Raw genomic sequence first — 20,236 nt, forward strand, 5'->3', positions numbered from 1 at the left:
CTACATCAGCTTGGTCTTGTCCAAGGTCTCCACCCAGCCGTTGGTGAATTTCTCCAACGGCTTGTGGAAGACCACGCCCAGAACAAGCATCGGTACAGCAAAGAGCAGCAGGCACAGCAACGCCAGCCAGTAATCACCGTGGTAGGTTCCGGCGATAGCCGCGCGGAAAGCACGGATGGTATAGGTCGCCGGCAGCCACGGGCTAATGTTCTGGAACCAGTCCGGGAGCACCTGCAAGGGGTAGGCACCGCCCGACGACGATACTTGGACCACCAGCATGAGCACCGCTAGGGCCTTGCCCGCGTTGGCGAAGGACACCACGAAGGTGTAGCAAATCAGCATAAAGATGAGCGAGCTAACCCAGCCCGCCAACAGCATGAGAATCGGGTGCGCGGGCTCAATGCCCACGAAGAAGATGAGGCCCAGAATCAGCATCGTCGACTGCACGAGGCCAACCGCGGCAAACATTCCGAAGCGGCCGAAGAAGCGCTGCATCGGCGAATATGTATCCTTATCCACCACATCCGTGCGCACGCTCACCGCAGTCAGCAGCGCGCCGACCCACAGCGCCAGCGCCGTGTACATGGGTGTCATGCCGGCACCGAAACTCTTGACTGGGTAGACCGCTTGCCTGTCGACGTCCACCGGAGCCGCAATCGCGTGCGCCAGAGCGTCCGGATCGGAACCGATGAGGTCCGCCAGCTTCTTCAGGTCACCAGATGCCGCAGCGGAGTCGATATCCTTCCGCAGGTCGCCGAACTTGTTGGCCTTATCCTGCAGGCCAGAGGCGAGCTTCTGTACTGCATCCCGAGCATCCGTCAGGGAAGAGGAATCAATGGTGACGGGAGTCTTCGCGGTATCCAGATCCGCGCTTACCTGGCCCAGGGAATCCTGCAGCGCGCGCAAGGATTCACGCAGACCAGAGGTGGAGATTCCCTCCACTGCCTTCTTGGCATTGTCGATGCTGGAGAGATCCGGCTTCGTGGGTTCGGGAGCATTCGCGGCCGCAGTGAGGCGCGCGTGGAGAGTGCGCTGCGCGTCGATGGCCTCCTCGATACGGCTGAGCGCCTTCTCTTTATCCCCGGCAGGAATTGGCAGGGCCTCAATGTGGCCGTGCAGGTTCTGATACTGGGCAATGGTGCCTTCTACCTGGCCGGCCAAGGTGTTGAGCGCGGCGACGCGGTCGGCGCGGGAGGCGGAGGCGTCGGCGTAAAGCGCATCAATGCGTTGGCGCACCACGTCATAACTAGCGCTGGTGGCATCGAGCGATTGCTGCAGCGCATCCGTGGACACGTTCAGTGAGGAAGACTGAATCTCCGGCAGCTTCAGGTCCGCCGAGTCCGCAATGCGCTGGGCGCTTTCCATGAGCGGAACCGCAGTATCCACGAGGCCAGCGAGGGAACGCGCGGTACGCGCCGCCATATCCAGCTGAGTCTGCACGCCATCCGCGCGCGCCTGCATCCGGTCCAATACAGCCTTGGTATCGCCCTTGCTCAAGAAATCGGAGAGTGAGGTGACCAGATCGAAGGACACGTTACCGACCGTCGTCGTGAAAGCCTCGGCAACCTGGGCTGACACCCCCTCTGCGCCTTGACCGGTGATCTTCGGCGCCAGCGCGTTCTTCTTCTCATTCATGTAGAAGGACAAATCCGCGGGCTGGGAACCATCCGTGTAGAAGTTCATCATGTCGGTACTGAAATCTTCGGGGAGCACGATGGCTGCGTAATACTCGCCGGACTTGGTACCTTCAATCGCCTCATCAGAGGTGGTCACAACCCAATCCAGCTGATCGTTCGCGCGCAGCTCATTGAGTACTTGGTCGCCAACGTTGATGGGCACCGGCAAAAGATCGCTCTCATAGCCGGTGTCCTTGCTGGCCACCGCCACCTTGAGCTGGCTGGTGTTATCAAAGGGATCCCAGCTAGCCAACACGTTAAACCACGTGAACAGCATCGGAATGACGACGAGACCCACGAGCATCACCGCGCTCATCACGTTGCGGCATGCGGTGCGGATATCGTTGAGGAAAAGATCGAGTGTTCCACGCATTAGTTATCCCCCTCCGTGGACTCTGCGCCGATGCGGGACGGATGAATAAGGTCATCTTCATCCAGCGTCACGAGCTCCGCGGACTGCTTCAGACTGATGCGCAGGTATTCCAGGGTGACCGCGGCGACAATGATGAGGAAGCACCACGCCGTCCAAATACCCAAGAGCAGCGGCTTCTGGTCGGGCAAGAGGCCCGAGACGATGATGAGGATGACCACGCCGATAACGCCCGCGATGGCCACCATCTTGAGCCAATAGCCCCAGTTATGAGCGCGGCGGTCCAAATCCCTCTTGAGGCCACTGCGGCTATCCAGCGCCTGGATGACGTCCGCGATGCGGTAGCCGGAGCCCACAACCTGCACGTTTTCATAGTCGAAGAGTTCGGTGTCCCGCAGCTCGCGATTGAAGATGACGTTGAAGTGCGCCAACGCCTTGCGCAGTAGAAGACCGAAGACGAAGAAGAGAATGAACATGAAGGCGAGCACGCCCATCTTCTTGAAGTAATGGTTGCCGTAGAACCCGCCGATGGTTTCGCGCATGGCGTCAATGCCGTACGTGAACGGAAGCAGCGGGTAGATGCTGTGGAAGAAGCTGGGCAGCAGCTCAATCGGGTACAGGCCCGACGCACCTGGAATCTGAATGATGGCAAAGACCACGCAGAGGCCGCGGCCGAGGTGACCCAGAGACGTCGACAACCCATAGATAATGCTCAAGTAGGCCAGCCCCACGAGCACGCCCGTCAGAATGAAGGCAGGCGCGTTCACGGTCTGCACGCCGATGAGCAGATCACCCACGGTCACCGTGACGGCCTGGATGATGACCATCAGGGCCATGAGGAGGAAGCGGCCCAAGTAGGCCTGGCCCACCGTGATGCGGTCGAAGCCCTCCTTATCGACCTCAACCCGGAAGATCACCATGAGGACGAAGGCACCAATCCACAGAGAGAGGTTAGTAAACAGCGCCGCCATGGCGGAGCCGTAGCTGTCCACCGGGTACACGGTTTCGGTCTTCAGCTCGATGGGCTCCGCAAAGAATTTACCGATTTCTTCCGCGTCCAGCCCGGTGACATTTTGAACGACTTTGGAGTTCATCGCGGCACGCAGCGAACCCACATCGCCCTGCATAGCGCGCAGGCTGTCCTGCAGGGCCAGGAGGTTGGTATCGAAATCGGACAAGGTGTCCTTCGTGGCGCGCAGCTGCTGGGCCACGCCGTCCAGGAGACCATTGGCCTCCTGCATGGTTCCCTTCTGAGCTTCCAGGGTGGAGCTCAAAGCACTCGCCATGGAGCTCAGATTGCTCATGGCACGGTTGATTTCGGGCACAGCGGTGGTCACGGTATCGCGCAGCGTTTGCGAGGTGGCCTTGGTATCTGCCGCCGCCTGGTTGATGGCCTCCGCACTTGCCTGCACGTTGTCCGCTGCGGCCTGGGTATCCTTGCTCAGCGCATTCAGGTTCCCCACCAGCTGGCGGTTGGATTCATTGCCCTCATCGAGGCGCTGGATGGCGTCATCGATCTCCTTGGCCACCTGCGGTGAAAGCGTTGCGGAATCGCGCAACGCCTTAAGCTGCGCAATCGATTCCGCACTCGCGTCAATAGCAGTGTTCGCCCGTTGCGTGGCGTAATCGAAACGGTCACCGGCCTGGTTCAGGCCAGCTGTGACATCCGCAATGGATTCCTGCGCCTGTGCGATGCCGTCTGCCACCGCACTTGCGCCACTGACGAAGGCACCGGTGGTCTGGTCGGTGAAGTCACCGATGCCCCCTTGGGCCTGCTCGACTAGGGAGGAGACCTCGGCGAGGGCTGTTTGGGCGTCGCCCAGCGCAGCACTCACATCAGCCACCGTGGACTTGGCGCCCAACGTGGAATCAGCAGCGGCGTCAAGCTTTCCCTGGATCCGCGCGAGGTTCTCACGGTTACCGTCAATCTCCTGCGCGGTCTCCCCGAACGCGGAGCTGGTGTTGTTCATCGCCCGCGTGACTTTTCGCTCGAAGTCAGTACCGGTGTCCTTGACGTTCTCCGCCGCGACGGTGGCCACCTGCTCCTTGAAGGCCGCCGTGATCTGCTTGTCCAGACCTTTGGCACCGGTATCCGTAATCTTCACGGCGATGGCGTTGTTCTTCTCGTTGACGCGGTAAACCAGTTGCGGCTGCGTGAACTTCCCGTCGAGCATGCTCACGAGGTTCTCGCTGAAGTCCTCAGGAATCGTCACCGAGGCATACACGTCTCCCTCTAAAAGGGCTTTCTCGGCTTCGTCGCGCTCGAGGAATTGCCAGCCTAGCTGGTCATTCTTTTTGAGTTTCTCAATGACCTCGCTGCCGACATCTATCTTCCCCGTCAGCTCGTTGTTAGCACCCTTATCCTCGTTGACCACGGCCACCTTGATGTTGTTGGTATGGCCGTAGGGGTCACGAAAAGCCGCGATGTTCACCCATGAATACAACGCGGGGGTGATGATAAGCCCGATGAGGATGATCCACGCCCTGGGGACGCGGCCAAGCCTGGCTACATCTCTAATAAAAATCTTCCAACTTTGGCGCACTGAAGGCAGTGTACCCGTTGAAGCTTCGAGTCTCTAACCTGCCGAAATACATAAAGTAATTTAAATAATTAACAAATAAACTTTAACATGGTTTGCCGGATCAAACCCCTGGCTTGAACATATGGCGATGAAAACTAGACTTCAAGTAGTTGAACTTTTGGTATGGAGATGCCTATGCGTAAGACCTTAATCAGCCTCACCGGCCCCGCCTTCGTTGCTGCAGTGGCTTACGTCGACCCCGGCAACGTAGCCGCCAACATCAGCGCCGGCTCCCACTACGGCTACCTCCTGGTGTGGGTACTCGTCGTGGCCAACCTCATGGCCATGTTCATCCAGTACCACTCCGCCAAACTGGGCCTAGTCACCCACCGCTCCCTGCCGGAAATCATGGGCGAGCGTCTCTCCCGCCGCGCGCGCCTAGGCATGTGGGCCCAGGCCGAGCTCATCGCCGCGGCCACCGACCTCGCCGAAGTCATCGGCGGCGCCATTGCCCTGCAACTCCTCTTCAACCTCCCCCTGTTCGCGGGCGCGCTCATCATCGGCGCGGTCTCCATCATTCTCCTCATCTTCCAGAAGAAGAACCAGTGGTTCGAGGGGCTTGTCATCGGCCTGCTCCTGGTCATCTGCATCGGCTTCCTTGCCGGCCTCGCCATCGCCCCGCCCGACCCCGCCGACGTGGCCGGCGGCCTCATCCCCCGCCTAGAGGGCAAGGACAGCATCCTGCTGGCCGCCTCCATGTTGGGCGCCACCGTCATGCCGCACGCCATTTACCTACACTCCTCCCTGACCAAGCAGCGCTACCCCGACCTGGAAATCCCCCACGTGCTGGCCGGCACCCGCGCGGACATCGCCGTGGCGCTGTCCATCGCCGGGCTCGTCAACGTGGGCCTGCTGGTCCTGGCGGGCTCGGCCCTCTACGGCGTGGACGGCACAGAGACCATCTCCGGGGCCCACACGGCGATTGCCAGCCACCTCGGCCCGCTGGCCGGCGTTCTCTTCGCCATCGGCCTGCTGGCCAGCGGCCTCGCCTCGACGTCAGTGGGCGCCTACGCCGGCTCCGAAATCATGGACGGCCTGCTTCACATCAAGGTCCCCCTACTAGTCCGCCGCCTGGTCACGCTCATCCCGGCGCTGGTCATCATCGGCTGCGGGGTCGACCCCACTATGGCACTGGTGGTCAGCCAGGCACTTCTTTCCCTGGGCATCCCCTTCGCCATCATCCCGCTTTTCCGCTATGCCGGCTCCCGGGACGTCATGGGTGAGTTCGCCGCGAAACCCTGGTCTATGGCCGTGGGCTGGACGCTTGCCGCGCTGGTCATCGCACTCAATCTCGCCCTCGTGCTCCTGCCGCTGCTCTAGGCCGCCTACAATCAGCAGCCATGATTGAAGTAGCAGCCGTCGTCATCCGCAACCCACAAGGCCACGTGCTTACCGTGCGCAAGAAGTCCTCCACCAAGTACCAACTGCCCGGCGGCAAGCCCGAGGCGGGCGAGGCGCTTGTCGACGCCGCCCTGCGCGAAGTTGCCGAAGAAGTAGGCCTCACCCTCGACGCCGAGAGCCTCAACAAACTCGGCACCTTCGACGCTCCCGCCGCCAACGAACCGGGCGAGGTCGTCGTCGGCACCATCTTCACCTACACCCGCACCGTCACCACCGACGAACCCCACGCCGCCGCCGAAATCGGGGACACCGCCTGGGTCAACCCAGCAGCCCCCGACCGCGAGCTTGCACACCTGCTGCGCGACCGCGTCTTCCCCACGCTGGCCTAGCGCCAACTGTCAACACTTCGGCGTCATTGACCTCGAAACCATCAAGAGCTACCCTTTTGAACATGTTCACTGAACACGTTCACTCATCGCGCTCGGCCGCCAAAGCTGGCACCGTCAGCAAGGTCCTAGCCACCGCCTACGAACTCTTCCTCACTCAGGGCTACGCCACCACCAGCATCCGGACTATCGCATCCGAAGCTGGCGTTAGCGTGGGAACCGTCATGGGAGTCGGCGACAAACAAACGCTGCTCATCCGCACCATTGGCCAACACATTTCAGAACTCCACGATGACATCCGGGGACAATCCGATAGCCTTCTCGATGTCCTGAGACCTTTCCTCCAGATGTTTACCGGCCACGAAGAGCTCTCCCGCGCCTTTGGCGCAGCACTCATCCAACAAGGCAATCAAGGCGAAGCGCTCACCGCACTCAAAACGCTCCTGACCGATGAAATCACCCTGCGACTCGGCACCAGGCTCAGCAGCGCCGATGCGGCCGAGTACGCCGACCTGCTGTACAACGTCTACCTCGGCTTACTCATCGGCTGGGCCGCCGGAATCTACGACACCGAGCACCTCACATCCCAAGCCGCCTCATCGATCGAACGCCTCAACACCGCATTCGGAGTAACCCAATGATCCTAGAATCTTCCCCAGCCTGGCCCTCCCTTCTACTAGCAGCCATTCTGCTTGGCGACGCCGCCCTCTCCCTCAAACCAGTCCCCTTCATCGAAGCCTGCCTCAGCGGCGTCAAACTCCCCAAGGACTGGTGGTGGGCGCTCATTGTCATCAAGTGCCTCGCCGCCGTAGGACTCATTGCCGGCCTCTGGTTCCCCGGCGTAGGAATCACAGCCATGATTGGAGTCATCGCCTATTTCTGCGCGGCCGCAGCAGCCCATGTCCGCGCCCACTTCCTCGGTAGCGCATTCTGGATCAACTGCTTAGGCATGCTCGCATTCTCCATCGGAGTACTGATCCTGACGCTCGCACTGAATTAAGACACCAGTCAACCTTTCACGGCTTCCTGAAGGCAGATGCATCATTGCACCCCTTGATTGATGACTTGATGCTTTTTACCCTAAAGGTATGTGCACCACGATAAACCTCCCCTCCTTCGATTGCGGCGGACCAGCTCTAGTTGATCTCAGCGACAAAGAAGCCGTATGGGCGGTGCTCGATGATCATTCCTGATGTCAACATTCTCGTTTATACCTTCCACTCCGCAGCACCACAACATAAACCCGCTCAGCAGTGGTTAAGTGGTGCGCTGAATCGGCATGAAACAATTGGGCTCCTGGATGTTGTGGCAACGGGCCTTGTTCGAGTTATGACCAACCACAAGCTATTCCACAAACCACTAACCGCCCAGCAAGCACTGACTGCACTCAATACCATTTTAGCGGCCCCAAACGGGCACTCTTTTGAGCTCCAGCCCAGGGACCTGGACAACCTTCACTGAACTGGTGCGCTTGCACAAGCTTAAAGCCAGCGACATCCCTGATGCCTGGATAGCCGCGTCCGTAATAGAAGAAGAAGCAACCTTACTGAGCCAAGATCAGGGCTTTGCCCGCTTCCGAGAGCTGCGCTGGCACCCGCTTCTAGAATGACAACAACAAACGCAGATCCCGAGCCACCGGTGAACGATGACTAGGGTTCTATAAGTTGAAGCAGCGAAATCAAGCAATCAATAAACCGACAAGCCCTCGACTAAAGCGACAAAATTAACGCACTCTAAAACTTCTCGATGTTAGGACAAGGACTAGTATTGAGGCATCTGCCGATGGCGCTACGTCCGCCGACTAACAAAATACACTCGGCAACAACCAACACCGTCCAAATCCGACTCGTCGCTAGCGCAGGAAGTCGTTGAGCAGATTCCGCCTCCTCTTTTGCGTAGCAGCTGCAACTAGTCGTTAGATAAAGCGGAAAATCTCCTAGCAAACAGGCTGTGTAATTTAACCATTTCCTTTACACTCATTAGAAGAAGAGTCTTCAGAGAGTTTTTCCTCCAGGAAAGAAAGCGGCGTGATAGTAGTATCCCCTTTCCCATTGCCGCCTTCAATGAGGGCCACCAATTCTCCTGCAGGATTATAGACAGGGGCGCCTGAATCCCCAGGTTTTGAAGTCATTTGAGCCTTTAGAGTTCGCGCCTGATATTCTCTCCCATTGATGGAAAATGCCTCACAATATAAGTTCTTGTCGTTGACAACCCCATCAATTCTCCCTCCGAGAAAGGTTTTTGCAAAAATAGCTGAAGGTATTTCGATACTTTTATCACTAATTTTATCAGCCCGAAGAACGTAATCTACCGGAGGATCAAGAAGTATTTCTGAAACATCTATCCCTTGGTTACTCCACAAGTAGTTTTCACCAATACTTCCAATACGCCTACCTTTCGAATACACTTCATCCGCACTTTCACCACAATGACCGGCAGTCAAGGCCCGCTGCTGGGAAATGATAGTCACAGAACACGTCACCGCCCCTCGGGGAGGACCCACCTGCACCTCATCTCCACTTTCAATATATGAAAGAGGATCGAAATTCCTCTGTTGAGCAGTAGATATTGATGAAGCCGTGGCCCCAAAAGATACGCTAGCCAGAAAGAAAAGAGCTAGCCTGCCTACTATAGAAATAGTATTTTGTTTCATAACTTAATAAATAATCAATCTAAAACAGAGGCAGGCCCGCTAAAATACCCACCTCTGCTCAGATATTTACTTCTTCCCAGATGGAACAAACACAAGGAAAATGACCAAAATTGCTAGAGCAATCGTGACCCCATACGGCCACTGAAGTTGAGCGGAAAGCATCATCAATAAAACGCCCACAGTGGCCAATATCTTTTTCCACATATTTTACTCTCCAGAACCATTTCTATTCTTGCCAGGCGGCAGATTCTCTTGGACTGTTATCTGAACAATGCAGAAACATCCATATGGCAAAATTCCAATTACCTTTCCCTAAACCCCTTTCTGTTTAGAGGAAGGATAATTTATTGAAAACCAACCCGCTGAGGATATGCATTATGTGTGAAAGCGCCAGCCACAATCGAACCAATGCCATAGTCTGCATACATACCACCGGGCGCAAGACCAGCAATAGCCCCTCCAGTAGCTAGGATTTTGGAAAGAACTGGCTCGGGAATCCAGACTCCAGCGATTGTGACACCGCCACCCACCCGGTTAATCGTCGTTTTAGACAGTAGCACCCTCACATAAGTCCCATGGAATTCAATTCCATTCCGACCCTCTTGAAAGTATGGATCAATGTCATCATCATCAGCGCTCGAAATCTTCGGCCCTTTTTCCCAGAAAGTTATCGAGTCTCCCGCCACCTTCATCTCAAGGTTACTATCAGCCTTGGCCTCGCTGATCCTTTCGTTCTGAGTCTCTACTTCATTTTTGATTTCTTGCAGTTCCTTTTGCGAAAGAGCGCTTTCTGCCTCTCTAGCAATCGCGAATTGGTCTCCCTGAAGGAAAACATAGGAATCTGCTTTTTCCGCAACTTCTGAGGAAACAGAAGACTGAGAGGCATTATTCTGAGTCGACTCAGCGAGGTCAGTCTCAGTACCGGCACTAGCATTGACTGGTGCAAAAACTGTTGCTGCCGCAACCAGCACCACTAAACGCGTAGATTTCTTGAGACGATACATGTCCATAATCCTTTCTAGAAAAGATGGCTGAAAATCGGACACCCCTAGAGTTACATCCAGTAGGGATAATTGGAAGCAAAAGATGTAAAATGTAGACTATTGTATAAACTTCCTCAAGATTTGTTGCGAGGGCGCACAAGAAGGCATATAATCCCTCCCCTTCCCCGCAAACCCTAGTCTTTTGAGACTCGGGTTAACCAGCGCCCCAAAGACTGGTGGTGGGCGCTCATTGTCATCAAGTGCCGCGCAGCCACAGGAGTCATCGACGGACTCTGGTTCCCAAGCGTAGGAATCGCATCCATGTTTTGAGTCATCGCATATTTCTGCGCAGCCTCAGCAGCCCGTGTCCGCGCCCACTTCCTCGACAGTGAATTCTGGATCAACTGCTTAGGCATGCTCGCGCTCTCAACCGGTGTATTGGTCCTGCCGCTAGTGCTGAATTAGGCGACCAAAAATTCTTCGGAACCACCCCTGCCCCATTTCGCCATCAAGCACATTCGCCCGATATTTACTTCTTTTTCATCCCCCACCTCACTATGCCGTTCGTTGCTTTGGGAAGTGGCTGAGGGGAATAGCACTCATGAATTTTGGAAAGAACAAAATATTCGGACAAAGTTCTCATCGGGATCGATGTTCGCGTTACTTTCCACATCCCAAATTGGCTCTTTTAGTAACTCCATGACGCTCCCAGCCAGCACAGATTAAGGTCAGCGCCTTCATTCTAAGTTCCCTGCTCACGGGCTGTCGGCATACGAAGGAACTGAAAACGTAAAATCCCGAGCCACCGGTGAAACGATGACTCGGGTTCTGTAGTTTGCGGAGACGAGAGGATTTGAACCTCCGGACCTACGCAAGTAAGTCAACTCCTTAGCAGGGAGCCCCATTCGGCCGCTCTGGCACGTCTCCAGCGATTCACAATGAATCGTCCATCACTCTACCTGAGCGCTTCCCCTAGGGACAAAATGGGGCTTCCCTATTCTTTCCCTGAAGCGCCGCATGCAGCTTAAGGGCAACGTAGAGTGCCGCGCAGCGCCAGCCATCATCCAGCACGCCGGGCCCGAGAATCTCGCGGACGCGGTCTAGGCGGTAGTGCAGCGTGGCACGGTGGATGTAGAGCGCAGCGGCGGTCGCGGAGACGTTGCGGGAATGCTCAAAGTAGGTCAGCAGGGTGTGCCAGTAGGAATTGCGGGGGTCGTCGAGAAGCACGGCGGCATCCGGACTCATCTCCAGCACCGTTGCCGGGGTCAGCTCCCACCCGCGCAGCAGCCGCCACGCGCCCGCCTCCTCCCAGCGCAGCGAATCCTGGCCACAGAGTTTGGCCACATCCGCCATGAGTCGCGCTTGCGGGGCCGTCGGCGCTGAGCCACGCGCCACCACCTCAGCGCCGGTGACAAGCGCGGCACTCTGCAGCTCCTCCATGAGAGCCTCGGTGTCCTTGTCGTCGCGGCAGCACTCAATGAGCACGAGGGAATCGTGAGAATCCGCGACCAAGAAGGGCCGGCGCACCAATGGGCGGGCGAGCTCCACGGACACCGCGCGCTGATCGCCTTCCACCAGCACGCGATGCACGGTCAGCTCACCATCGGAGGGCAAGAGATCGCGCTCCCGCGCACCGGCCAGCGCAGCCGGATCACCTGTGAGCACCTCGCGGGCCAGTTCGCCGAGCTGTTGGGCGCGGGCGGCGAGGGGAGCATCGCGTGCGTCGATAAGCCTGGCAAGGGGCGCAAGCAATGAATCCAGGCGGGCCAAGGGGGCGTCGCCCAGCACAGGCTCATCAATAATCCACAGGTAGCCCACCAGCCTGTCCTCGTGACGCAGGGGAATGACCACGCGGGGCAGCATGTCATAGCGCGGGTTAGCGGGCAAGCGTACCGGCAGCACAGCCTCTTGGATTCCGAAGCTCAGCATCCACGGGATGGGCTCCGGGGGCGGGGTGCGATTAAGAATAGAGGCCGCCCGGTTCTTATCGATGGCACCGATTTGCGCACTAGCCGCAATCACCGCGATGGCGGGGGTGGTCACCTCAACGGAGCGCTGCAGGATCTGGGCGCATTCGTCGACGATATCCTGGATACTCGTCAGCTGCGGGGGTGTCACTTTTGACATATGTCAAAGATACTTCCGAATATTGTCTAGTGACAAACAAAACTGTGCTGCGCAATAATCTCCTACAGCTAAATGACCCACGTCACACATATACGTTCATGAAGGGCGTCTACATGACCACAACCAACAATTCCGTCAGGGCACAGGACGTTGTCGCCAGCGATAACACCAGTGCAGACGACGGCCTGCAGCGCGGCATGAAATCGCGCCACCTGCAAATGATCGCCTTCGGCTCATGCATCGGCACGGGCCTCTTCTTGGGCTCCGGTGCCTCCATCCAGGAGGCCGGTCCCGGCGTTATCGCCGCCTACGCCATCGGCGGCTTCATCATCTTCCTCATCATGCGCATGCTCGGTGAGATGGCCGTGGAGCACCCCGTCGCCGGCTCCTTCAGCGCCTACGCCCGCGAATACATCGGGCCCATCGCCGGCTTTGTCACCGGCTGGAACTGGTGGTTCACCACCATCGTCGTCGGCATGGTGGAGCTCACCGCCGCGGGCACCATCATGGACTTCTGGTTCCCTGGCATCCCGCACTGGCTCACCGCCCTCGTCGCGCTCGTCATCGTCACCGCCATCAACCTGGTGCACGTCGGAGCCTTCGCCGAGGCGGAGTTCTGGCTCTCCCTCATCAAGGTCGTCGCACTCATCCTCATGATCGTCGTCGGCGCGGCCATCGTCTTCGGCCTTACCCCGGAGCCCGCCCTCGGCTTGAGCAATATCACCGAGCACGGCGGTTTCTTCCCCAACGGTGCCGCCGGTGTGCTCTTCTCCCTCGTCGCGGTGATTTTCTCCTTCGGCGGCATCATCTCCATCGGTACCGCCGCGGGCGAGGCCCAAGATCCCGCCAAGAGCCTGCCCAAGGCCATCAACAACGTGATCTGGCGCATCCTCATCTTCTACGTCGGCGGCATCGGCATCATCGTGCTGCTCGCCCCGTGGAATGAGCTCGATACCTCCACCTCTCCCTTCGTGCGCGCGCTAAGCACCCTGGGCATTAGTGCCGCGGCCACGGGCCTTAACCTCATCGTGCTCGTTGCCGCCGTCTCCGTGTTCAACACCATGACCTTCTCCGGCGCGCGCATGTTGCGGGATCTTTCCCGCGGCGGCCAAGCTCCGCCCTTCTTCAATTCCGTCAGCGCCAAGGGCGTGCCGGTTCGCGCTCTGCTTTTCAACGCCCTACTCATGGGCTCGGCTGTGCTGCTTAACTTCCTCTTCGAGGGCAAGATCCTGATCGTTCTCCTCGCCATCATCGTCGGCGCGGAGCTCATCTCCTGGTCCGCCATCGCCCTTGCACACCTGAACTTCCGCAAGCGCTGCCCGGACGCGGCCTTCCGCGCGCCCCTCTACCCCATCGCTAACTACCTGTGCTTGGCCTTCTTCGCTCTCGTCATCGTTTTGATGTTCATGTTGCCCGACTACCGCACCGGCGCCATTGTCCTACCCTGTTGGATTGTGGCCTTGGCCCTCATCTGGCTAGGCAAGAAGCGCCACGACGCCCGAAATAAATAGAAAGGACCCTCATCATGCAGACCACCATTGGTGATTTCATCCTGGACCGCCTCAAGGCCATCGGCATTACTGAAATCATCGGCGTGCCCGGTGACTTCAACCTGAGCTTCCTCGAGCAGATTGAGGCCTCCGAGGGCATCCGCTTCGTCGGCGCCTGCAACGAGCTCAACGCCGCCTATGCCGCCGACGGCTATGCCCGCCAGAAAGGCGTGGGCTGCCTACTCACTACCTATGGCGTGGGCGAGCTTTCCGCCCTCAACGGCATCGCGGGTGCACGTGCCGAGCACGTCCCGCTGGTGTCGCTGGCGGGCGCGCCGCCGCAGTACGCCACGGAGTTCCGCTGGAACCTGCACCACTCGCTTGCCGACGGCGACTTTGCCAACATGCTGGATTCCTTTGCACCCTTCACCGAGGTGGCCACGCGTGTGTCCCCCATGAACGTGGTCGAGGAATTCGACCGCGCCCTGCACACCTGCCTGCGCGAGAAGCGCCCGGTGCACATCCAGATTCCTTCCGATATCACGCACCTGAGCATCGAGGTCCCCGACGAGCCTTTCTCCACCGAGCTCGCCCCCTCCGATCCGGAGCGCCTGAACGCCGCTGCGGATTACGTGCTGGAGCACCTCGCGAAGGCCAAGGACCCGATCATCCTCATCGACCAGGACACCAACCGCCACGGTTTCACTGAGAAATTCCGCGCCATCATCGACAAGGCCCAGCTGCCCTACTCCCAGCTCTCCTCCGGCAAGGCCATCTTGTCCGAGCGCCACCCGCTCTTCATCGGCACCTATAACGGCGCGGCCTCGGCGCCGGGCGTGCAGGAGCGCATTGAAAAGTCCGACTTCCTGGTCACCACGAACCCGCGCTTCATCGAGGTCAACTCCGGTTCTTTCACCCACAACCTGGCCGATGCCCGCGTCTATAACTTCGGCGACCAGCACCTCAACGCCGACGGCGAGTACTTCGTGGGCATTAATACGCTGGAGCTTCTCGACGTCCTCCTCGACCGCATCCCGGAAGCTGGGGCATCGACAAGCGCGGCTTTCGAGCCCGAGCCCTTCGAGCCGAACCCGGATGCCCCGCTGACCCAGGAGCGCATCTGGCCGCAGATGCTCGGCTTCATCCAGGAAGATGACGTGGTCATCGCCGAGGCCGGCACCTCCAATATCGGTCTGGGCCAGCAGCGCATGCCCGAGGGCGTGCAGTACATCAACTCCACCATCTGGGGTTCCATCGGCTTTACCCTGCCGTGCGTGCTGGGCTCGCAGCTGGCTAACCCGGAGCGCCGCCACGTCCTCTTCATCGGTGATGGCTCCTTCCAACTCACCGCCCAGGAGCTCTCCACCATCGTGCGCCAGGACCTCAAGCCCATCATCGTGCTGGTCAACAACGATGGCTACACCATCGAGCGCTACATCCTGGGCATGGAGCGCGAGTACAACGAGATCCAAATGTGGGATTACACGGCTCTGCCGAAGGTGTTCATGAAGGACACCACGATGGAGTCCTACGTGGCCTCGACCGAGGGCGAATTGGCCAAGGCCCTGGAGGATATCGCCGCCCACCCGGAGCGCGGCGCCTTCCTTGAGGTGCGCCTCGACGCTTTCGACGCGCCGAAGGGACTTCAGGCCTTCGGCCCGCAAACTGCAGATTTCGACTTCGGGCCCCGCGGCCCCCGCAACGCCTAAGGTGGAGAACATGATTCGACCAGACCTTTCCTCCCTGCCCGTCTACGTCCCCGGCAAGAATGCCGAGCACGCCTTGAAGCTCTCCTCCAACGAGGCAACCCAGGAGCCGCTGCCCGGCGCGCTCAAGGCCATGGAGACTGCCGTCGCGCACGTCAACCGCTACCCGGACATGGGTGCGGTGGAAATCCGCAAGGCACTCGCCGAAAACCTTGGCGTTAGCCCTGAGCAGGTCACCACCGGCGCGGGTTCCTCCGCCATTTGCCAGCAGCTGGTGCAGATCACCTCGGTGCCCGGTGATGAGATTGTCTTCCCCTGGCGCTCCTTTGAGGCTTATCCCATCTTCGCGCAGGTCGTGGGCGCCACCCCGGTCAAGGTTCCGCTCACCGCGGACCACCGCGTGGACTTGGAGGCCATGGCGGCTGCCATCACGGACAAGACCCGCCTGATCTTCGTATGCAACCCGAATAACCCCACCGGTTCCATCATCACCAAGGAGGAGTTCGACGCCTTCCTGGCCAAGGTCCCGAAGGACGTCATCGTGGCGCTCGATGAGGCCTACATCGAATACAACCGCAACGAGGCCGTCCCGCTGGCCACCGACTATGTCCACACCCACGACAACGTCATTGGCCTGCGCACCTTCTCCAAGGCCTATGGCCTGGCCGGCATCCGTTTGGGCTATGCCTTCGGCAACGCCAAGATCATCGAGGCCTTAAGCAAGGTGGCCATCCCGTTCTCCGTGAACTCGGTGGCGCAGGTTGGTGCAGCGGCCTCGCTGGCCGCTCAGAAGGAGCTGCGTGAGCGCACCGATGAGACCGTTAAGCAGCGCGACCGCCTGGTCAAGCACTTCGCAGACTTTGGCGTTCCGGAGTCCCAGGCCAACCACATCTGGTTCGCCGCCGACAGCATTGCGAAGCTGGGCTCCCCGCAGGAGGTCGCCGCACAGCTCGCCGAGAATGACGTCCTCGTCCGTGCCTTCCCCGAGGGCGTGCGCATTTCCGTCACCACGGCGGAGGAGACCGAGACGCTGCTCAAGGCCTGGGACGCGGCCTTCGGTGCGCAGGGCTAGTTTCCGCGTTAGAGTGCAGTTGTGAAGACATTTATCAATTTTGCACTCAACGTCATTGCCGTCGCGGTGGCCTTCTGGGCCGTGGTAGCGATTGTCCCCGGAATCGACATCGTTCCCGCTACTACCCAGAACTTCTTGCTCATCGCGGCGGTCTTCATCATCGTCAACGAGGTCGTCACCCCGGTGCTCCGCTTCCTCGGCGCACCGCTGACCTGCCTGACACTGGGCCTCTTCGCGCTCGTCATCAACGGCGCGGTCCTGCTCCTCGTCAGCGCGCTGATGGACTCACTCGTCATCGACGGCTGGGGCGCTGCCATCATCGGCGCGATTGTCCTCGCGATTGTCTCAAGCGTGGTGAACTTCTTCACCAGCCCGCTGCGAACTCGACACTAACCGCCGGCAAAAGGCGGGAGGACGTCGACGCGGGAAGCGTCGGCAAGCACGGCGTCTTCCTTTGCGCTCGCGCCATCCACCAGGAAGGTGCAGCGCTCCAGCACCTCCGCAAAGCTCATGCCGGCCTCGGTGCTACCGGTATGCCGAGCACGCAACACGTCCAGCAACTCCCCCAGCGTCGCCGCCTGCGCCGTGTCCTGCGCGCGCCCCGCGGCGGCGCGGGCTGCGGCAAAGTAGTGTATATCAACCATGGTTGCCACTATGCCAGCCTCCGTGACAGGAAGGAACTCGATGCGCACTTATGAGGAACACCTCGCCGCCGTTCGCGCGGCCCTTCCGCAGCCCCGGGTGGTGTCCACTCCCCTGGCCAACGCCTTCGGGCGCCGTGCCGCCGCGACGTACCGCGCGGAGCACAACCTTCCGCCTTTCGATAATTCGCAGATGGATGGCTATGCGCTTTCCACATGTGACGGCGGCACCTTCACCGTCGGCCGCACCATTGCGGCGGGTGATCCCCCGGGCTCACTCGAGCAAGGCACCGCCCTCCCCATCATGACCGGCGCGAAGGTCCCTGAGGGCACCGCCACCATCGTTCCCGTCGAGCACTGCGAGCCCCCGCACTTCACGGAAGAGGGCGCCACGGTCACCGTGCCGGCAACCCCTGAGCAGTTCATCCGCCGTGCGGGCTCCGACGTCACGGTCGGCACAACCCTCATCAATGAGCACGCGCTTCTCGACGCCCCCTCCATCGCCACCCTCGCCTCCCAAGGCCTGGCCGAGGTCCTCACCTTCGCGCCCGCCCGCATCCTCATCTGCACCGGTGGTGCGGAAATCGGTGGCGCGGGCGAGGCCACCATCCCCGATTCCAATGCGCCCATGCTCGCGGCCTTGGCCGCGCAATATGGCATCGAGGTGGCCGGCTTCGTGCGCACGAATGACGATCCTTCTGCCCTGCGCGCGGACCTCGCCGAGGCCGTCATTACCCACCGCCCCGATGTCATCGTCACCTCAGGCGGTATCTCCCACGGAAAGTTTGAGGTCATCCGCCAAATCTTTGAAGAGGACGGCTGGTTCGGCCACGTGGCGCAGCAGCCCGGTGGCCCGCAGGGCCTGTCGCGTTTGGGCGAGGTGCCCGTTGTCTGCTTCCCCGGCAACCCCATCTCCACGCTGGTAAGCTTCCGCCTCTACTTGGCACCCGTTATCGGCCGCGCTCCCGCTCCATTTTGCGCACGCCTTACTGAGCACGCCGAAGGCTTGGAGGGCCGCGAGCAGTTCCGCCGTGGCACCCTAGCTATCTCCGACGGCACCGCCCAAGCCTCCTTTCTCGGCGGTACTAGCTCCCATCTGATGTCCCAGGCCATCGGCGCCACTGCCCTTATTCGTATCCCCGCCGGCGCACAGCTTTCAGCCGGCGACCTCGTGGAGGTGTTCCCACTCTCATGACCCGACGCGCACTCGTTATCGTTGCCTCGACCCGCGCCGCCGCCGGTGAATACGAAGACCGCTCCGGCCCTATCTTGGTGAACTTCCTCCGTGAGCAGGGCTTCGATACTCCGGAGCCCGTCGTCGTCGCGGACGCCGACATCGACTCCACCCTCGAAGCCGCTTTTTCCAACGCCCCCTCGGTCATCCTCACCTCGGGCGGCACCGGCATCACGCCGGATGACCGCACCGTCGAAGCACTCACCCCACATCTTGACCGCGAACTGCCCGGCCTGGCCCACGCCTTCTATGCGCACTCGGCGGCCATCCCCACCGCGGCACTCTCCCGCACGGTTGCCGGAGTCACCGGGTCCACTTTCGCCATGGCCCTGCCCGGCTCCACGGGTGCTGCCAAGGACGGCGGCGCCGTCCTCGAACCAGTTCTTAACCACATCATCAACCAGCTGGAAGGCATCAATGAGCACTAACTACGGTCTCCTCGGCGCACACATCAGCGCCGAGCCCATCACGGCCCCCGACATCACCACCGCGGAAACGGGTGCCGTCGTTTTATTCGACGGCATCGTGCGCAACCACGACTCCGGCCGCGGCGTCAAGCTCCTCACCTACACCGCGCACCCCTCAGCCCAGCAGGAAATTGAGCGCGTCGCCGGCGAAGTCGCCGCCGCTTTCCCCGCCGTCCGCCTCTGGTGCGCGCACCGGACTGGAGCACTAGAGATCGGCGAGTCCGCCTTCATCGTCGCCGCCGCCTCCGCGCATCGCAAGGATGCCTTCGAAGCAGCGTCGACCTGCGCCGACCGCGTCAAGGCGGAAGTCCCCATCTGGAAGGAACAGCTGCACACCGATGACACCACCACGTGGGTAGGCCTGGAATGAGTTCACGCTACGCACGCCAGGAAGCCCTGTGGGGAACCTCTACACAGGAACGACTTCGCGCTTCCGCCGTCGCCGTCATCGGCGCCGGCGGCCTGGGATCGCCTGCCCTTCTCTATCTCGCAGGCGCAGGCGTGGGACGCATCCTGCTTTTCGACGACGACACCGTCTCCCTCTCCAACCTGCACCGCCAAGTCATCCACAGCACAGCAACCGTAGGCCAGCCCAAGACCGAATCCGCCGCTTCGGCCTTGAACGCCCTCAACCCGGAGTGCACCGTCGAGGAGTTCTCGCGCCTGACACCCGATACCGCCTTGGAGCAACTGCGCGGCGCTGACCTCATCATCGACGGAACCGATAACTTCTACTCCCGCCACCTAGCCTCCTGGGCCGCCCATGAACTGGGCATTCCGCACGTATGGGCCTCGCTTCTGGGCTACGACGCGCAGCTCACCGTCTTCCACTCCGGCCACGGCCCGGTCTACGAAGACCTCTTCCCCACCGACCCGCAGGTGCCCTCCTGTTCGCAGGCCGGTGTGATGGGACCGGTCGTCGGCGTCGCCGGCTCCGCCCTAGCCGTCGAAGCGCTCAAGCTCCTCACGGGCATCGGCACCCCGCTCATCGGCACGCTGGGCTACTACGATTCCCTCGCCGGGACCTGGGAATACATCCCCGTGCGCGCGAACGGCGCCACCCCGGCGCGCCCCGACAACCCCACCGACATCCGCGACATCCCAGAGGACGCCACGCTTATCGACGTCCGCACCGCCCCCGAGCGCGCCGCCTCCCTCATCCCCGGCTCGCAGCATCTCCCGCTCGATGAGATCCTCGCCGGCCACAACCCGCCACTAGACCCCGCCGACCTCGCCGTCCTCTACTGCGCCAGCGGCCTGCGCTCCGCCCAGGCCGTCGAGACCCTGCGCGCCCGCGGTTTCAGCAACGTCTACTCGCTGCGCGGCGGCATCGACGCCTGGCAAGAGCACATCTCCGAACTCTCGGCCGAAGCCGACGCCGAGGCGAGCTAGAGACCATTTCTCTCGATGACCTAGAGGCCGAACGTGGCGTGGAGAATTAACTTCACGCCGCGCGGTGCGAAAGCCTTCCGAAAGCTAGCCAGGCCAATGCAGAAGAGAGTCAGCAG

General features: G+C 60.3%; 19 protein-coding genes and 1 tRNA gene. 13 read left to right on the forward strand and 7 right to left on the reverse strand.

Features of this window, described 5'->3' with window-relative positions:
• Both HMPREF2912_RS02495 and HMPREF2912_RS02500 read right to left on the reverse strand, forming a co-directional pair.
• A complete protein-coding gene (locus HMPREF2912_RS02495) occupies positions 1–2,049 on the reverse strand; it encodes a YhgE/Pip domain-containing protein (RefSeq protein ID WP_070524600.1) in 2,049 nt (682 codons plus the stop codon).
• On the reverse strand, positions 2,049–4,589 hold the full coding sequence (locus HMPREF2912_RS02500; protein WP_070624675.1) for a YhgE/Pip domain-containing protein: 2,541 nt from the start codon (positions 4,587–4,589) through the stop codon (positions 2,049–2,051). The genes HMPREF2912_RS02495 and HMPREF2912_RS02500 overlap by 1 nt, the downstream gene beginning before the upstream one ends.
• Before the next feature lie 174 nt (positions 4,590–4,763).
• Between HMPREF2912_RS02500 and HMPREF2912_RS02505 the strand changes: the two genes are divergently transcribed.
• From HMPREF2912_RS02505 to HMPREF2912_RS12970, 5 genes are all read left to right on the forward strand, one after another.
• Positions 4,764–5,948, forward strand: a complete 1,185-nt coding sequence (locus HMPREF2912_RS02505) for an Nramp family divalent metal transporter (protein ID WP_011272788.1) — start codon at positions 4,764–4,766, stop codon at positions 5,946–5,948.
• Between the two features lie 20 nt (positions 5,949–5,968).
• Positions 5,969–6,358 (forward strand): NUDIX hydrolase, encoded by a 390-nt coding sequence (locus HMPREF2912_RS02510; protein ID WP_070564201.1) that lies wholly within the window; start codon positions 5,969–5,971, stop codon positions 6,356–6,358.
• 62 nt (positions 6,359–6,420) lie between these two features.
• The gene (locus HMPREF2912_RS02515) at positions 6,421–6,996 is read left to right on the forward strand and encodes a TetR/AcrR family transcriptional regulator (RefSeq protein ID WP_005292598.1); all 576 of its coding nucleotides are present in this window, start codon (positions 6,421–6,423) and stop codon (positions 6,994–6,996) included.
• Entirely contained in the window at positions 6,993–7,355 is a 363-nt protein-coding gene (locus HMPREF2912_RS02520) for a DoxX family protein (RefSeq protein ID WP_005292602.1), read from the forward strand. The genes HMPREF2912_RS02515 and HMPREF2912_RS02520 overlap by 4 nt, the downstream gene beginning before the upstream one ends.
• Before the next feature lie 179 nt (positions 7,356–7,534).
• Positions 7,535–7,816, forward strand: a complete 282-nt coding sequence (locus tag HMPREF2912_RS12970) for a PIN domain-containing protein (protein ID WP_070510735.1) — start codon at positions 7,535–7,537, stop codon at positions 7,814–7,816.
• Between the two features lie 496 nt (positions 7,817–8,312).
• Here HMPREF2912_RS12970 and HMPREF2912_RS12830 read toward each other — a convergent pair whose 3' ends face one another.
• The 4 genes from HMPREF2912_RS12830 to HMPREF2912_RS02540 form a co-directional block, all read right to left on the reverse strand.
• Complete coding sequence (locus tag HMPREF2912_RS12830) at positions 8,313–9,008, reverse strand: chymotrypsin family serine protease (protein WP_141745871.1); 696 nt, start codon at positions 9,006–9,008, stop codon at positions 8,313–8,315.
• Positions 9,009–9,352: 344 nt separating this feature from the next.
• The gene (locus HMPREF2912_RS02530) at positions 9,353–10,012 is read right to left on the reverse strand and encodes a hypothetical protein (protein ID WP_070510733.1); all 660 of its coding nucleotides are present in this window, start codon (positions 10,010–10,012) and stop codon (positions 9,353–9,355) included.
• A gap of 817 nt (positions 10,013–10,829) precedes the next feature.
• Positions 10,830–10,918 (reverse strand) — tRNA-Ser (locus HMPREF2912_RS02535).
• 45 nt (positions 10,919–10,963) lie between these two features.
• Entirely contained in the window at positions 10,964–12,118 is a 1,155-nt protein-coding gene (locus HMPREF2912_RS02540; RefSeq protein WP_070683151.1) for a PucR family transcriptional regulator, read from the reverse strand.
• Between the two features lie 113 nt (positions 12,119–12,231).
• Here HMPREF2912_RS02540 and HMPREF2912_RS02545 point away from each other — a divergent pair, with 113 nt between their 5' ends.
• Genes HMPREF2912_RS02545 through HMPREF2912_RS02560 form a run of 4 tightly spaced genes read left to right on the forward strand, consistent with a single transcriptional unit; the run spans position 12,232 to position 16,779 of the window.
• Positions 12,232–13,629, forward strand: coding sequence for an amino acid permease (locus tag HMPREF2912_RS02545; protein ID WP_083299205.1), 1,398 nt, complete (start codon positions 12,232–12,234; stop codon positions 13,627–13,629).
• 14 nt (positions 13,630–13,643) lie between these two features.
• Positions 13,644–15,317 carry an alpha-keto acid decarboxylase family protein gene (locus HMPREF2912_RS02550; protein WP_070596316.1) on the forward strand — a complete coding sequence of 558 codons (1,674 nt, stop codon included), beginning with the start codon at positions 13,644–13,646 and terminating at the stop codon, positions 15,315–15,317.
• Positions 15,318–15,327: 10 nt separating this feature from the next.
• On the forward strand, positions 15,328–16,386 hold the full coding sequence (hisC, locus tag HMPREF2912_RS02555) for a histidinol-phosphate transaminase (protein WP_070596313.1): 1,059 nt from the start codon (positions 15,328–15,330) through the stop codon (positions 16,384–16,386).
• Positions 16,387–16,407: 21 nt separating this feature from the next.
• Positions 16,408–16,779: a phage holin family protein gene (locus HMPREF2912_RS02560; protein WP_070596311.1), complete on the forward strand. Its 372-nt coding sequence runs from the start codon at positions 16,408–16,410 to the stop codon at positions 16,777–16,779.
• Here the strand turns inward: HMPREF2912_RS02560 and HMPREF2912_RS02565 are convergent.
• Positions 16,776–17,030, reverse strand: coding sequence for a MoaD/ThiS family protein (locus HMPREF2912_RS02565; RefSeq protein ID WP_070524618.1), 255 nt, complete (start codon positions 17,028–17,030; stop codon positions 16,776–16,778). The genes HMPREF2912_RS02560 and HMPREF2912_RS02565 overlap by 4 nt on opposite strands.
• 40 nt (positions 17,031–17,070) lie before the next feature.
• Here HMPREF2912_RS02565 and HMPREF2912_RS02570 point away from each other — a divergent pair, with 40 nt between their 5' ends.
• From HMPREF2912_RS02570 to HMPREF2912_RS02585, 4 genes are read left to right on the forward strand one after another with little or no spacing between them, the layout of a single operon-like run.
• Complete coding sequence (locus tag HMPREF2912_RS02570; protein WP_070596309.1) at positions 17,071–18,222, forward strand: molybdopterin molybdotransferase MoeA; 1,152 nt, start codon at positions 17,071–17,073, stop codon at positions 18,220–18,222.
• Positions 18,219–18,689 carry a MogA/MoaB family molybdenum cofactor biosynthesis protein gene (locus HMPREF2912_RS02575; RefSeq protein ID WP_070683152.1) on the forward strand — a complete coding sequence of 157 codons (471 nt, stop codon included), beginning with the start codon at positions 18,219–18,221 and terminating at the stop codon, positions 18,687–18,689. The genes HMPREF2912_RS02570 and HMPREF2912_RS02575 overlap by 4 nt, the downstream gene beginning before the upstream one ends.
• Positions 18,679–19,098, forward strand: a complete 420-nt coding sequence (locus HMPREF2912_RS02580) for a molybdenum cofactor biosynthesis protein MoaE (RefSeq protein ID WP_070564174.1) — start codon at positions 18,679–18,681, stop codon at positions 19,096–19,098. Before HMPREF2912_RS02575 ends, HMPREF2912_RS02580 begins: the two co-directional genes overlap by 11 nt.
• A complete protein-coding gene (locus tag HMPREF2912_RS02585; RefSeq protein ID WP_070533421.1) occupies positions 19,095–20,120 on the forward strand; it encodes a ThiF family adenylyltransferase in 1,026 nt (341 codons plus the stop codon). The genes HMPREF2912_RS02580 and HMPREF2912_RS02585 overlap by 4 nt, the downstream gene beginning before the upstream one ends.
• Positions 20,121–20,236: the final 116 nt, after the last annotated feature.

The sequence above is a fragment of the Corynebacterium sp. HMSC056E09 genome, from assembly GCF_001813425.1.
GTDB classification, from domain to species: Bacteria; Actinomycetota; Actinomycetes; order Mycobacteriales; family Mycobacteriaceae; genus Corynebacterium; species Corynebacterium hesseae.

What these genes read in the sequence shown, in the direction of transcription:
- HMPREF2912_RS02495 (WP_070524600.1), bottom strand. Translation starts at nt 2,049, where the DNA reads ATGCGTGGAACACTCGATCTTTTCCTCAACGATATCCGCACCGCATGC.
- HMPREF2912_RS02505 (WP_011272788.1), top strand. Translation starts at nt 4,764, where the DNA reads ATGCGTAAGACCTTAATCAGCCTCACCGGCCCCGCCTTCGTTGCTGCA.
- HMPREF2912_RS02510 (WP_070564201.1), top strand. Translation starts at nt 5,969, where the DNA reads ATGATTGAAGTAGCAGCCGTCGTCATCCGCAACCCACAAGGCCACGTG.
- HMPREF2912_RS02515 (WP_005292598.1), top strand. Translation starts at nt 6,421, where the DNA reads ATGTTCACTGAACACGTTCACTCATCGCGCTCGGCCGCCAAAGCTGGC.
- HMPREF2912_RS02520 (WP_005292602.1), top strand. Translation starts at nt 6,993, where the DNA reads ATGATCCTAGAATCTTCCCCAGCCTGGCCCTCCCTTCTACTAGCAGCC.
- HMPREF2912_RS12970 (WP_070510735.1), top strand. Translation starts at nt 7,535, where the DNA reads ATGATCATTCCTGATGTCAACATTCTCGTTTATACCTTCCACTCCGCA.
- HMPREF2912_RS12830 (WP_141745871.1), bottom strand. Translation starts at nt 9,008, where the DNA reads ATGAAACAAAATACTATTTCTATAGTAGGCAGGCTAGCTCTTTTCTTT.
- HMPREF2912_RS02530 (WP_070510733.1), bottom strand. Translation starts at nt 10,012, where the DNA reads ATGTATCGTCTCAAGAAATCTACGCGTTTAGTGGTGCTGGTTGCGGCA.
- HMPREF2912_RS02540 (WP_070683151.1), bottom strand. Translation starts at nt 12,118, where the DNA reads ATGTCAAAAGTGACACCCCCGCAGCTGACGAGTATCCAGGATATCGTC.
- HMPREF2912_RS02545 (WP_083299205.1), top strand. Translation starts at nt 12,232, where the DNA reads ATGACCACAACCAACAATTCCGTCAGGGCACAGGACGTTGTCGCCAGC.
- HMPREF2912_RS02550 (WP_070596316.1), top strand. Translation starts at nt 13,644, where the DNA reads ATGCAGACCACCATTGGTGATTTCATCCTGGACCGCCTCAAGGCCATC.
- hisC (WP_070596313.1), top strand. Translation starts at nt 15,328, where the DNA reads ATGATTCGACCAGACCTTTCCTCCCTGCCCGTCTACGTCCCCGGCAAG.
- HMPREF2912_RS02565 (WP_070524618.1), bottom strand. Translation starts at nt 17,030, where the DNA reads ATGGTTGATATACACTACTTTGCCGCAGCCCGCGCCGCCGCGGGGCGC.
- HMPREF2912_RS02570 (WP_070596309.1), top strand. Translation starts at nt 17,071, where the DNA reads ATGCGCACTTATGAGGAACACCTCGCCGCCGTTCGCGCGGCCCTTCCG.
- HMPREF2912_RS02575 (WP_070683152.1), top strand. Translation starts at nt 18,219, where the DNA reads ATGACCCGACGCGCACTCGTTATCGTTGCCTCGACCCGCGCCGCCGCC.
- HMPREF2912_RS02580 (WP_070564174.1), top strand. Translation starts at nt 18,679, where the DNA reads ATGAGCACTAACTACGGTCTCCTCGGCGCACACATCAGCGCCGAGCCC.
- HMPREF2912_RS02585 (WP_070533421.1), top strand. Translation starts at nt 19,095, where the DNA reads ATGAGTTCACGCTACGCACGCCAGGAAGCCCTGTGGGGAACCTCTACA.